The sequence below is a fragment of the Streptomyces sp. TN58 genome (assembly GCF_001941845.1).
Taxonomy (GTDB): domain Bacteria; phylum Actinomycetota; class Actinomycetes; order Streptomycetales; family Streptomycetaceae; genus Streptomyces.
This window is the reverse complement of record NZ_CP018870.1, coordinates 2,368,753-2,381,261: the sequence shown is the minus strand read 5'-3', so window position 1 is coordinate 2,381,261 and position 12,509 is coordinate 2,368,753. Positions and strand designations below refer to the sequence as shown.

Genomic DNA, 12,509 nt, shown 5'->3' with positions numbered 1-12,509 from the left:
AAACCCGTCAGGCCCCCTCCGCCGGAACCAGCGAGGCAAGCGGAACAGACGGGTCCGCAAGGGCTTCGCGATCCACCGGCGCCTTGGACCTGATCAGGGCCTGGATGTGCTCGGTGACATCCCACACGTTCACGTTCATTCCGGCGAGAACCCGCCCCTCCGACAGCCAGAAGGCGATGAACTCCCGCTTGCCGGCGTCACCGCGGATCAGCACCTGGTCGTAGCCGCCGGGCGGGGCGTAACCGGAGTACTCCAGGCCCACGTCGTACTGGTCGGAGAAGAAGTACGGCACCCGGTCGTAGGCGACCGGCTGTCCCAGCATCGCCCGGGCGGCGGCCGGGCCGCCGTTCAGCGCGTTGGCCCAGTGCTCGACCCGCAGCCGGGTGCCGAGCGCCGGGTGGTGGGCGGCCGCCACGTCACCGACCGCGTAGACGTCCGGGTCGGACGTGCACAGCGAGGCGTCCACGGCGATGCCGCCGCCGTGCTCCCGGTCGACCAGGGCCAGCCCGGAGGTCTCGGCGAGCGCCGTCCGCGGCGCGGCCCCGATCGCGGCGAGCACCGCGTGCGCGGGGTGCTCCTCGCCGTCGTCCGTACGGGCCGCCAGCACCATCCCGTCCTGGCCGACGATCTCGGTCAGCCGGGCCCCGAAGTGGAAGCGCACCCCGTGATCGGCGTGCAGGTCGCCGAAGAGCCGGCCGATCTCGGGACCGAGCACGGCGTGCAGCGCGGTGGCCTCCGGTTCGACGACGGTCACCTCGGCGCCGTACCCGCGGGCCGCGGCGGCGACCTCCAGCCCGATCCAGCCGGCGCCCGCGATCAGCAGGTGGCCGTTGTCCCGGCCGAGGCCCGCCAGGACGTGGCGCAGCCGCTCGGCGTGCGCGAGCCGGCGCAGATGGTGCACCCCGGCCAGCCCGGTGCCGGGGATGTCCAGGCGGCGCGGCTCGGCGCCGGTGGCCAGCAGCAGCTTGTCGTAGTGCATGACCGTGCCGTCCCCGAGGACCACGCGCTTGGCCTCCCGGTCGAGGTGGACGGCCGGCTGGCCGAGGTGCAGTTCGATGTCGGAGGCCGCGTACCAGGACGGCTCGTGGACGAAGACGCTCTCGCGCTCCTCCTTGCCCGTCAGGTACCCCTTGGACAGCGGGGGCCGCTCGTAGGGATGGTCACGCTCGTCGCCGATCAGGATCACCCGCCCCGTGAACCCCTCCGACCTCAGCGTTTCGGCCGCCTTCGCCCCGGCGAGCCCCGCGCCGACGATGACGAACGTCCGGTGTGCGTCGACCACCTGATGCCTCCTCATAACCTCTGCGCCACATGCGACCACATGCGAGCGTCCCGCACCGAGCCTGCCGCGTGAAGAGGGAGTGGCTCGATCAGCTCACCCTTCGGCGCGTCGGGTGCGCCGGGTGAGGCGTGCGTGCAGGGAACGGGCGGAAGCGTCGGTCAGACACGCGATCTGATCGACGACGGCCCGCTTCCTGGCCCGGTCGTCCGCGGCCGCGTCGAAGATGGCGCGGAACTGAGGGTCCAGGCCCTCGGGTGCGCGGGCGCTGAGCGCCTCGGCCAGTTCGGCCAGGACGATGCGCTGGTCGGCGCGGATCCGCTCCTGCTCGTCGCGCTGTATGACGTACAGGTCGGCGACCGCCTTGAGGACCGCGCACTCGTTGCGCGCCTCGCGCGGCACCACCAGCTCGGCCCCGTACCGCGTCAGTCGGCCCGAGCCGTACGCCTCCCGGGTGGCTCCTTCCGCGGCCAGGCAGAAGCGGCCGATCAGCTGGCTCGTGGCGTCCTTCAGGCGGGCCTGGGCCACGGCGGAGCCGTCGTACCCGTGCGGCCACCACTCCTGCTCCATCAAACGGTCCAGGGCGGCGCGCAGTTCCTCCGGGGAGGTGTCGGCGGGGACGTACCGTCCGATGGCGACCTGCCAGATCGCGGCCCGCTCGGGCTCGGCGAACAGCAGGTTGGGGTCGAGATGCCCGGCGTGCAGCCCGTCCTCGAAGTCGTGGACGGAGTAGGCGACGTCGTCCGCCCAGTCCATGACCTGGGCCTCGAAGCACTTGCGGTCGGCGGGCGCGCCGCGCCGCAGCCACTGGAAGACGGGCAGGTCGTCCTCGTACGCCCCGAACTTCACCGAGCCGGGATCGGTCGGGTGGCCGCCGCGGGCCCACGGGTACTTGGTGGCGGCGTCCAGGCAGGCCCGGGTGAGGTTGAGGCCGACGCTGACCGGCTGCCCCCCGGCCGGGCCGGGCACGAACCGCTTCGGCTCCAGCCGCGTCAGCAGGCGCAGCGACTGGGCGTTGCCCTCGAAGCCGCCGCAGTCCTTGGCGAACTCGTTCAGCGCCTCCTCGCCGTTGTGGCCGAAGGGCGGGTGGCCCATGTCGTGCGAGAGGCAGGCGGCCTCGACGAGGTCGGGGTCGCAGCCGAGCGCCGCGCCGAGCTCCCGCCCCACCTGGGCGCACTCCAGCGAGTGCGTCAGGCGGGTACGGGGGCTGGCGTCCCAGTCGTACGAGCGGGTGCCGGGGGTGACCACCTGGGTCTTCCCGGCGAGGCGGCGCAGCGCGGCGGAGTGCAGCACGCGGGCGCGGTCGCGCTGGAAGGCGGTGCGCCCGGGCCGTTTGTCGGGCTCGGCGGCGAAGCGCTCGGTGTCGGCCGGGTCGTAGGGCGAGTAGAGGTCGTCTGCGGGGGCGTGCGCGGTGCCTTCCATGACAAGACGGTAACCGCAACGACTGACAAACCGGGATCAGGCGGAGACGAGTTCCGGCAGGGGGCGGGCGGCGGGACGGGCCAGGGCCTCGTCGTAGCGGTGCAGCAACAGCCGGGCCAGGGCGGGGTGATCGCCCAGCGGGGCGGCCGCGAGGTCGGGCGCGGCCGCGGCGGTCTGGGTGGCGAACCGGCCGGGAGCGGCGAAGTACGAGGCCACGGCGATCCGGCGGTGGCCGCGGGCGGCGAGGGCGCGGACGGCCCCGGGGGCGTCGGGCGCGGCGGCCGAGGCGTAGGCGGGCACCACCGGGACGCCGCCGAGGCGCCGGGAGAGCAGCGAGGCGGTGCGCCGGGTGTCGGCTGCCGAGTCGGGGTCGCGGGAGCCGGCGGCGCCGAGGACCACGGCGGTGCCGGCGGTCCACCCGGCCTCCGTGAGCCGCTCGTACAGCGCTTCGACGAGCAGCGGGTGGGGGCCCAGCGGAGCGGCCACGCGGGTGTCCAGGTGGGTGGCACGGGCGGCGGCCGCGGGGAGGTCGCGTTTGACGTGGTGGCCGCGGCCGAGCAGCAGCGGGACGAGCACCGCGGCGCCGGACGCGGCGCGCAGGGTGTAGTCGAGCAGCGGCTCGTTCAGCTCGATGTGGCCGAGCCGGACGTCGAGGCGCGGGCGGAGCTCGCGGACCCGTTCGAGGAGGGCGAGGGCGGTGCGCAGGGCGCGCGGGTCGCGGCTGCCGTGGGCCACGGCGACGAGGGTGGGCTGCTGCATGGGCGGCCTCCGAGGGGGCGGGTGCGGGGCGGTCGCAGTCCGCGGAGCTGCGTGCCGAGTTGGGCGTGATCCGGGTCAGCAGCTCGGCCGCGCTGCCGACCGGGAGGGAGGGGCTGTCGGGAGGGTGCACCGGCTCCGTCATGCACCGATCCTGCGGGTCGGACGTTGCGGGTGCGTTGCGCCGGGGTGACGGGTGTTTGCGGGGTGCTCACTCGGTCGTTCGTACGAGTGAAAGAGGGCGGGGGCGGAACTCGCGGCCGGGTGGTGATCGTCAATGTGTGCGAACGGTGTGTGCCGGTGGGTGCGCGGGAGGGGCGGTCATGAGGATCAAGGGCTGGGCGACGGCGATGGCTATGACGACGGCGAGGCTGAGGGGGCGGGTGAGGATGCGTGCGGCTGTGGCGGTGAGGACGGTGGGCTACCGGGCGGGGTGGCCCAGGCGGCTGCGGGGAGTCAGGGGCAGACGGCGAGCGGTGCGGGCCGTCATGGCGGGTTGTGTGCTGGCGCTGCTCCCGTCGGCGTGGACCCACGCGTCGGCCGCCGACCGGCTGCGGACCACGGCCGACGCGCCCGCCGCCGATGTGGCGGTGGTGTTCGGGGCCGGCCTGTGGCGGGGGCGGCCCACCCCCTATCTCGCCGACCGGCTCGACGCCGCTGCCGAGCTGTACCGCACCGGCAAGGTCAAGGTCGTCCTGGTCACGGGGGACAACAGCCGCCGCGAGTACGACGAGCCCGACGCGATGCGCACCTACCTCACCGGGAAGGGGGTGCCGGACGGGCGGATCGTCAGCGACTACGCGGGCTTCGACACGTGGGACTCCTGCGTGCGGGCCAAGGAGATCTTCGGGGTCGACCGGGCCGTGCTGGTCACCCAGGGCTTCCACATACGCAGGGCCGTCGCCCTGTGCCAGGCGGCGGGCCTGGACTCGTACGGCGTCGGGGTCGCCGACGTGCACGACGCCACCTGGCGCTACGGGCAGGCGCGCGAGTTCCTCGCGGCCGGCAAGGCGGCCGTGGACGCGGCCTTCAAGCCGGCCCCGCACTTCCTGGGCCCGAAGGAACAGGGCATATCGCAGGCCCTGGCGGCTTCGGCGAGGTGACGCACCGCCGGCGGGCGCGGCAGTCGCCCGTCCTGCACGGCCCGGTCACAGCCGCCTGTCGTACGGTCCGTCGTACGCGCCCGCCGTACGCGCGGCCGGCCCGCATAATCGGGTGCCTCCGCCGGGAGAGCCGGGCTACGGTCCGCCCTGTGCAACAGGACGACGACACCACCGCACCCCTGCTGCGTGACGTCCTCCCGGGGCTGAGCGCCGAACTCGTGCGGCTGCTGCAGGAGGAGGGCGAGGGCGACCTCGCCATCTGCGCCCACGACCTCCGCGTCCTCGCCGACTGCGGCTGCGGCGACGACTTCTGCCAGAGCTTCCACACCGCGTCCCACCCACCGGGGACGCCCTACGGGCCGGGCCACCGCAACGTGGCACTGCTCCCGGCCCGTGGAGACCTGATCCTCGACGTCGTCGACGGCCGGATCATGTTCGTGGAGGTCCTCGGCCGACCCGAGCTGCGGCCGGCCCTCGACGCCGCCCTCACCGGGGGCGCCGGGCCGCGCTGAGGTGGAGCATCCCGAGCCGTAACGCGGCGCGGCTGCCCGTGTAACACCGGCGGCGCAGGCTGGGGCCATGAGCACCTCCGCCACCGCCACCGCCACACACTGCCCCTACTGCGCCCTGCAGTGCGGGATGAACCTGCGCCCCGAGCCCGGCGGCGCGGGCGTGACGGTGGAGGAGCGCGCCGACTTCCCGGTCAACCGGGGAGCACTGTGCGGCAAGGGCCGCACCGCCCCTGCCGTGCTCTCCTCCCGGGTGCGCCTGACCGAGCCGCTCGTCCGCACCCACGCAGGGCGGCTCGAACCGGCCACCTGGGAGGAGGCTTTGGACGCCGTCGCCGCGGGCCTCACCCGCACGTCCCGCGAGCACGGGCCGGACGCGGTCGGCGTCTTCGGCGGCGGCGGGCTGACCAACGAGAAGGCGTACGCGCTCGGCAAGTTCGCCCGCGTCGCCCTGCGTACCTCGCAGATCGACTACAACGGCCGCTTCTGCATGTCATCGGCCGCCGCCGCGCACCAGAAGGCCTTCGGGCTCGACCGCGGCCTGCCCTTCCCGCTGGAGGACATCCCCCGCACCGGCTGCGTGATCCTCGTCGGTTCGAACCTGGCCGAGACCATGCCGCCCGCCCTGCGCTACCTCACCGAGCTCAAGGCCAACGGCGGCACCCTCATCGTCATCGACCCGCGCCGCACGCGCACCGCGGAACAGGCCGACCTGCACCTGGCCCCGCGCCCCGGCACCGACCTCGCCCTCGCCCTGGGCCTCCTGCACCTCGTCGTCGCCGACGGCCGCACCGACGAGGAGTTCATCGCCGCCCGCACCACCGGCTGGGAGGAGGCCCGGGCCGCCGCCATGGCCCACTGGCCGGAGCTGGTGGAACGGATCACCGGCGTCCCGGTCCCGGCCCTGCGCGAGGCCGTCTCCCTCTTCTGCGCACCGGAGTCCGCGATGGTCCTGACCGCCCGCGGCCCGGAGCAGCAGTCCAAGGGCACAGACACCGTCGGCGCATGGATCAACCTGTGCCTGGCCACCGGCCGGGCCGGCCGCCCGCTGTCCGGCTACGGCTGCCTCACCGGCCAGGGCAACGGCCAGGGCGGACGCGAGCACGGGCAGAAGGCCGACCAGCTCCCCGGCTACCGCAAGCTCACCGATCCGGCCGCGCGGGCACACGTCGCCGAGGTCTGGGGCGTCGACCCCGACAGCCTGCCCGGGCCCGGCCGCAGCGCCTACGAACTCCTCGACGCCCTCGGCACCGACGTGAAGTCGCTCCTGCTGATGGGCTCCAACCCGGTGGTCTCCGCCCCCCGGGCCGCACACATCGAGGACCGCATCCGCTCACTGGACTTCCTCGCCGTCGCCGACGTCGTGCTCTCCGAGACGGCCGCCCTCGCGGACGTCGTCCTCCCCGTCACCCAGTGGGCGGAGGAGACCGGCACCACCACCAACCTGGAGGGCCGCGTCCTGCTGCGCCGCCGCGCCCTGACCCCGCCCCCCGGCGTCCGCAGCGACCTGGACGTCCTGCACGGGCTCGCCGCCCGCCTCGGCGTCGAGAAGGGCTTCCCCACCGCCCCCGAGGAGGTCTTCGACGAACTGCGCCGCGCCTCGGCCGGCGGCCCGGCGGACTACTCGGGCATCACCTACGACCGCATCGAGTCCGAGCAGGGCGTCTTCTGGCCCTGCCCCGAAGGATCGGCCGGCACCCAGCGCCTCTTCCTGGACCGTTTCGCCACGGACGACGGCCGGGCCCGCTTCGTCCCCGTCGCCCACCGCGACGCCGCGGAGGTCCCCGACGCGGAGTACCCGCTCCTGCTCACCACCGGCCGTGTGGTCGCCCAGTACCAGTCCGGCGCCCAGACCCGCCGGGTGGACGAGCTCAACGAGGCCGCACCCGGCCCGTTCGTCGAACTGCACCCCCGCCTCGCCGCCCGCATCGGCGCGGTCGACGGCAGCCCCCTCGCGGTCACCTCCCGCCGCGGCCGCGCCGTGGCCCCGGCCCGCATCACCGACGCCATCCGCGCGGACACGGTCTTCATGCCCTTCCACTGGCCGGGCGAGGGCCGCGCCAACACCCTGACCAACCCGGCCCTCGACCCCACCTCCCGCATGCCGGAGTTCAAGGTCTGCGCGGTCCGCGTCGAACCGGCCTGAGGCTGTCCTCGGCCAACTCCGGCTAATCCGCCGCGCAGTGCTGCCACTCGGCGCCCACGTAGCCGTCGGATCCGATGCGCGCGATGCCGAGGGTTTCCAGGTGCTTCCGCGTGTCCGGCTACGGAGCCCCGCCCGCCTGCCGAAGGGCGTATCGGCGGCGACGCCGTCCGACCCCGTGCCGGACGATGGGGGGGGCGCCCCCAACTCCGCGCTCCGGGCCAGACGTCGAGCCGCGCCAGCTCCGCCGCGCCAGCTCCGCCGCGCCCGGACGGCGCACCGTCACGTGGGCTTCGTACTCCGACGTGGAGCCGATCGTCTCGGACATGAGTCCGATCCGCATCGGGGTTCCCCGAGGGGGGTAACCATCGGTCACGCACCGGACTCAGAAAGTGCCCGCACGCCCCTCGTGGCAGCGATGTGTCCTACCCCACACTGAATGCGGAGCCCCCGTCCTCGGAGCCCTGGAGGTCGCCCCCGTGCAGACCCGGACCCTGACCGTGAACGCGAGCGAGTCCTCGGAGGCCGTCGCCGTGGACGAAGAGCCCGAGGTACTGGAGCTCATCGAGCCGGTACCTGTGCAGCGCAGGCGGGACAGCGACGGGAGCGGGGGCGGATCCGGACCCTCCGCCGACCTGTTCCGCCAGTACCTGCGCGAGATAGGCAGGATCCCGCTGCTCACCGCCGCGGAGGAGGTGGACCTGGCACGGCGCGTCGAAGCCGGACTGTTCGCCGAGGAGAAGCTCGGCAACACCCCCGACCTCGACTCCCAGCTCGCCCTCGACCTCGACCGGCTCGTCGTCATGGGTCGCATGGCCAAACGCCGGCTCATCGAGTCGAACCTGCGCCTCGTCGTCTCCGTCGCGAAGCGGTACGTCGGCCGCGGGCTCACCATGCTCGACCTGGTGCAGGAGGGGAACCTCGGGCTGATCCGGGCCGTTGAGAAGTTCGACTACGCCCGCGGGTACAAGTTCTCCACCTACGCCACCTGGTGGATCCGGCAGGCGATGTCCCGGGCCCTCGCCGACCAGGCCCGGACCATCCGCGTGCCCGTCCACGTCGTCGAGCTGATCAACCGCGTCGTGCGCGTCCAGCGCCGCATGCTCCAGGAACGCGGCTACGAGCCCACCGCCGAAGAGGTCGCCCACCACCTGGAGCTGACCCCCGAGCGCGTACTCGAAGTGCTGCGCCTCGCCCAGGAGCCGGTCTCCCTGCACGCCCCCGTCGGCGAGGAGGACGACGTCGCCCTCGGCGACCTCATCGAGGACGGGGACGCAGCCTCCCCCGTGGAGTCGGCCGCCTTCTTCCTGCTGCGCGAGCACCTGGAGGCGGTCCTGTCGACCCTCGGCGAACGTGAGCGCAAGGTCGTGCAGTTGCGCTACGGCCTCGCGGACGGACGCCCCCGCACCCTGGAGGAGATCGGCCGGATCTTCGGCGTGACGCGCGAGCGGATCCGCCAGATCGAGTCCAAGACCCTCAACAAGCTGCGCGACCACGCCTTCGCCGACCAGCTGCGCGGCTACCTCGACTGAAGCGGACACCCACCGACACCCGTCGACACCCACCGACACCCGCCGCAACGGGAAAGGGCGCCCCGAAGGACGCCCCCACCCGCTCACGCCGCCGTCAGTCGACCTCGGCGACCGCCTGGGCGAACTGCGCCGCGTACAGCCGAGCGTAGGCACCGCCCGACGCCAGCAGCTCCTCGTGCGTGCCCTGCTCCACGATCGAACCGCTCTCCATCACCAGGATCACGTCGGCGTCGCGGATCGTGGAGAGCCGGTGCGCGATCACGAAGGACGTACGGCCGTGCGCCAGCCGCGCCATCGCCTTCTGGATCAGCACCTCGGTACGGGTGTCCACCGAGCTCGTCGCCTCGTCGAGGACCAGGATCACCGGATCCGACAGGAACGCCCGGGCGATGGTGATCAGCTGCTTCTCGCCCGCGCTGACCCCCGAACCCTCGTCGTCCAGCACCGTGTCGTAGCCGTCCGGCAGCGTCCGGATGAACCGGTCCGCGTGCGCCGCCCGCGCCGCCTCCTCGATCTCGGCACGCGTCACCTCGCGCGAGGCACCGTAGGCGATGTTCTCCGCGATGGTGCCGCCGAACAGCCAGGTGTCCTGCAGCACCATGCCGATGCCGCCGCGCAGCTCCTCGCGGGTCATCTTGGCGATGTCCACCCCGTCGAGGGCGATCTCGCCGCCCGTGACCTCGTAGAACCGCATCAGCAGGTTCACCAGGGTCGTCTTGCCGGCACCCGTCGGGCCGACGATCGCGACCGTGTGGCCCGGCTCCACCGAGAGCGACAGGTTCTCGATGAGCGGCCGGTCCGGCTCGTAGCGGAAGGCCACCTTGTCGAAGGTGACCTGTCCGCGCAGCTCCCGGGGGCGCTCCGGCACGTCGGCGTCGCGCTCCTGCTCCGGGGCGTCCAGCAGCTCGTAGACCCGCTCCGCCGAGGCGACACCGGACTGCACCAGGTTCGCCATCGACGCGACCTGCGTCAGCGGCATCGAGAACTGCCGCGAGTACTGGATGAAGGCCTGCACGTCACCGATCGACAGGCTGCCGGAGGCGACCCGCAGCCCGCCGACCACCGCGATCAGCACGTAGTTGATGTTCGAGATGAAGAACATCACCGGCTGCATGATGCCGCTGACCAGCTGGGCCTTGAAGGAGGCCCGGTACAGCGCCTCGTTCTGCTCGGCGAAGACCGCCGCGGACTCCTTCTGCCGGCCGAAGACCTTGACCAGGTTGTGCCCCGAGTACATCTCCTCGATGTGGGCGTTGAGCGTGCCGGTCGTCTTCCACTGCTCCACGAACTGCGGCTGCGACTTCTTGCCGATCTTCGCGGCGACGTAGACGGAGACCGGTACGGTCCCCACCGCGACCAGCGCCAGCAGCGGCGAGATCCAGAACATCATGGCCAGCACGCCGACGATCGTCAGCAGCGAGTTCAGCAGCTGACCCATCGTCTGCTGCAGCGTCTGGCCGATGTTGTCTATGTCGTTGGTGGCCCGGCTCAGCACCTCGCCGCGCTTCTGCTGGTCGAAGTACGACAGCGGCAGCCGCGACAGCTTTGCCTGGAGCTCCTCGCGCATCCGGTACAGGGTGCCGTTCATGACGTGGTTCGACAGCCGGGTCGCGACCAGCATCAGCAGGCCGGCCAGGGTGAAGACCACCAGCGCCCAGATCGCCACGACCCCGACGGCGCCGAAGTCGATGCCCTGTCCGGGGGTGAAGTCGGTGCCGGACAGCATGTCCGCCATGCCCTCGTCACCGCGGGCGCGCATCGCCTCCAGCGCCTGCTGCTTGGTCACGCCGGCCGGCATCTCCCGGCCCACGATCCCCGCGAAGACCAGGTCGGTCGCCTCGCCGAGGATCTTCGGTCCGACGACGGCGCAGGCGACGCTGCCGACAACGGCGAGGACCATGCCCCACAGCTTGGCCCGGTCCTGCGCGAGCTGGGCCAGCAGCCGCCTGCCCGATCCCCTGAAGTCCAGGGACCGCTGGGCCGGCCCCATCATCATCCGTCCTCCGGGCCCGCTCATGCGGCCTCCGCCTCCGTCAGCTGGGAGAGCACGATCTCCCGGTAGGTCTCGTTGCCGGCCATCAGCTCGTGGTGGCGTCCCTCGCCCACGACCTGCCCCTCGTCCAGGACGATGATCCGGTCGGCGTCGCGGATCGTCGCGACCCGCTGGGCGACGATGACCACGGTCGCGTCCTCGGTCTCGCGGGCGAGCGCCGCGCGCAGCGCCGCGTCCGTCGCGTAGTCCAGGGCCGAGAAGGAGTCGTCGAAGAGGTAGATCTCGGGGCGCTGGACCAGCGTGCGGGCGATGGCCAGTCGCTGGCGCTGGCCGCCGGAGACGTTCGTCCCGCCCTGGGTCACGGGGGCCTCCAGGCCGCCCTCCAGCGCCGAGACGAACTCCTTCGCCTGGGCGACCTCCAGCGCATGCCACAGCTCTTCGTCGCCGGCGTCCGGGCGTCCGTAGCGCAGGTTGGAGGCGATGGTGCCGGAGAAGAGGTACGGCTTCTGCGGCACCATGCCGACCGTCCTCGCCAGCAGTTCCGGGTCGAGTCGGCGTACGTCCTCGCCGTCGACCAGTACCTCGCCGCCGGTCGCGTCGAACAGCCGCGGGACCAGGCCCAGCAGCGTGGACTTGCCGCTTCCGGTGGAGCCGATCACCGCCGTGGTCTCGCCGGGACGGGCCACCAGGTCCACACCGCGCAGGACGGGGGACTCGGCGCCCGGGTAGCCGAAGTCGGCGCCGCGCAGCTCCAGGAGCCCGCGGCGGGTGAGTTCGCGCACCGGTTCGGCGGGCGGGACGACGCTGGACTCGGTGTCCAGCACCTCCTGGATGCGCTCGGCGCAGACCTCGGCGCGCGGCACCATCATGAACATGAAGGTGGCCATCATCACGGACATGACGATCTGCATCAGGTAGGCGAGGAAGGCCGTGAGCTGGCCGACCTCCATACCGCCGCTGTCGACGCGCATCGCGCCGAACCAGATGACGGCGACGCTGGAGATGTTCACGACCACGATCACGGTCGGGAACATCAGAGCCAGCAGCCGGCCCGAGGCCAGCGAGACGCCGGTGAGGTCGGCGTTGGCCTCCCGGAAGCGTTCCTTCTCGTAGTCGTCGCGGACGAAGGCGCGGATCACCCGGTTGCCGGTGATCTGCTCGCGCAGCACCCGGTTCACGGTGTCCAGGCGGTCCTGCAGCTGGCGGAACAGCGGCCGCGTCCGGTGGACGATGGCGCCGACGGAGATCCCGAGTACGGGCACCACGGCCAGCAGGACGCCCGACAGACGCACGTCCAGCGAGAGCGCCATCGCGATGCCGCCGACGCACATGATCGGGGCCGACACCATCAGGGTGAAGGTCATCAGCACCAGCATCTGGACCTGCTGGACGTCGTTCGTCGTACGGGTGATCAGTGACGGGGCGCCGAACTGGCCGAGCTCCCGGGCGGAGAAGCTCTGCACCCGGTCGAAGACGGCGCCACGGATGTCGCGACCGACGGCCGCGGCCGTGCGGGCGCCGTAGTAGACGGCTCCGACGTTGCAGACGAGCTGGACGAGCGAGACGCCCAGCATCAGTGCGCCGAAGCGCAGGATGTAGCCGGTGTCGCCGTTGACGACACCCTTGTCGATGATGTCGGCGTTCAGGGTGGGCAGGTAGAGGCTGGCGCTGGTCTGCAGCAGTTGCAGCAGGACCAGCGCCGCGATGGGTTTGCGGTACGGGCCCAGGTGGGTCCGCAGAAGTCGTATGAGCACGCGCAGGCTCCGGTCGGC

Annotated in this window: 9 protein-coding genes; 4 read left to right on the top strand and 5 right to left on the bottom strand. The window is 72.6% G+C overall.

Going from position 1 to position 12,509, the window contains the following annotated elements; genetic code table 11:
• Positions 1-7 precede the first annotated feature (7 nt).
• The 3 genes from BSL84_RS10890 to BSL84_RS10880 all read right to left on the bottom strand — a co-directional run bounded on the left by BSL84_RS10890 (position 8) and on the right by BSL84_RS10880 (position 3,460).
• The gene (locus BSL84_RS10890; protein WP_030030723.1) at positions 8-1,282 is read right to left on the bottom strand and encodes an NAD(P)/FAD-dependent oxidoreductase; all 1,275 of its coding nucleotides are present in this window, start codon (positions 1,280-1,282) and stop codon (positions 8-10) included.
• Between the two features lie 93 nt (positions 1,283-1,375).
• Positions 1,376-2,701 carry a deoxyguanosinetriphosphate triphosphohydrolase gene (locus BSL84_RS10885; RefSeq protein ID WP_030030724.1) on the bottom strand — a complete coding sequence of 442 codons (1,326 nt, stop codon included), beginning with the start codon at positions 2,699-2,701 and terminating at the stop codon, positions 1,376-1,378.
• A gap of 36 nt (positions 2,702-2,737) precedes the next feature.
• Positions 2,738-3,460, bottom strand: coding sequence for a sirohydrochlorin chelatase (locus BSL84_RS10880; RefSeq protein WP_075970239.1), 723 nt, complete (start codon positions 3,458-3,460; stop codon positions 2,738-2,740).
• Between the two features lie 386 nt (positions 3,461-3,846).
• On the opposite strand from BSL84_RS10880, the gene BSL84_RS10875 reads away from it, so the two are divergent.
• From BSL84_RS10875 to BSL84_RS10860, 4 genes are all read left to right on the top strand, one after another.
• On the top strand, positions 3,847-4,560 hold the full coding sequence (locus BSL84_RS10875; RefSeq protein ID WP_045320743.1) for a SanA/YdcF family protein: 714 nt from the start codon (positions 3,847-3,849) through the stop codon (positions 4,558-4,560).
• Between the two features lie 149 nt (positions 4,561-4,709).
• A complete protein-coding gene (locus BSL84_RS10870; protein ID WP_234363443.1) occupies positions 4,710-5,072 on the top strand; it encodes a hypothetical protein in 363 nt (120 codons plus the stop codon).
• Positions 5,073-5,139: 67 nt separating this feature from the next.
• On the top strand, positions 5,140-7,215 hold the full coding sequence (locus BSL84_RS10865) for a molybdopterin oxidoreductase family protein (protein WP_030027845.1): 2,076 nt from the start codon (positions 5,140-5,142) through the stop codon (positions 7,213-7,215).
• A gap of 476 nt (positions 7,216-7,691) precedes the next feature.
• A complete protein-coding gene (locus BSL84_RS10860; protein ID WP_030027846.1) occupies positions 7,692-8,744 on the top strand; it encodes an RNA polymerase sigma factor in 1,053 nt (350 codons plus the stop codon).
• 94 nt (positions 8,745-8,838) lie between these two features.
• Here BSL84_RS10860 and BSL84_RS10855 read toward each other — a convergent pair whose 3' ends face one another.
• On the bottom strand, positions 8,839-10,761 hold the full coding sequence (locus tag BSL84_RS10855) for an ABC transporter ATP-binding protein (protein ID WP_045320741.1): 1,923 nt from the start codon (positions 10,759-10,761) through the stop codon (positions 8,839-8,841).
• The gene (locus tag BSL84_RS10850) at positions 10,758-12,491 is read right to left on the bottom strand and encodes an ABC transporter ATP-binding protein (protein ID WP_075970238.1); all 1,734 of its coding nucleotides are present in this window, start codon (positions 12,489-12,491) and stop codon (positions 10,758-10,760) included. Before BSL84_RS10850 ends, BSL84_RS10855 begins: the two co-directional genes overlap by 4 nt.
• Positions 12,492-12,509: the final 18 nt, after the last annotated feature.

Bases quoted from the DNA above. Each gene is read 5' to 3' on its own strand.
- BSL84_RS10875 (WP_045320743.1), top strand. From the start codon at position 3,847: ATGCGTGCGGCTGTGGCGGTGAGGACGGTGGGCTACCGGGCGGGGTGG.
- BSL84_RS10880 (WP_075970239.1), bottom strand. From the start codon at position 3,460: ATGCAGCAGCCCACCCTCGTCGCCGTGGCCCACGGCAGCCGCGACCCG.
- BSL84_RS10865 (WP_030027845.1), top strand. From the start codon at position 5,140: ATGAGCACCTCCGCCACCGCCACCGCCACACACTGCCCCTACTGCGCC.
- BSL84_RS10885 (WP_030030724.1), bottom strand. From the start codon at position 2,701: ATGGAAGGCACCGCGCACGCCCCCGCAGACGACCTCTACTCGCCCTAC.
- BSL84_RS10855 (WP_045320741.1), bottom strand. From the start codon at position 10,761: ATGAGCGGGCCCGGAGGACGGATGATGATGGGGCCGGCCCAGCGGTCC.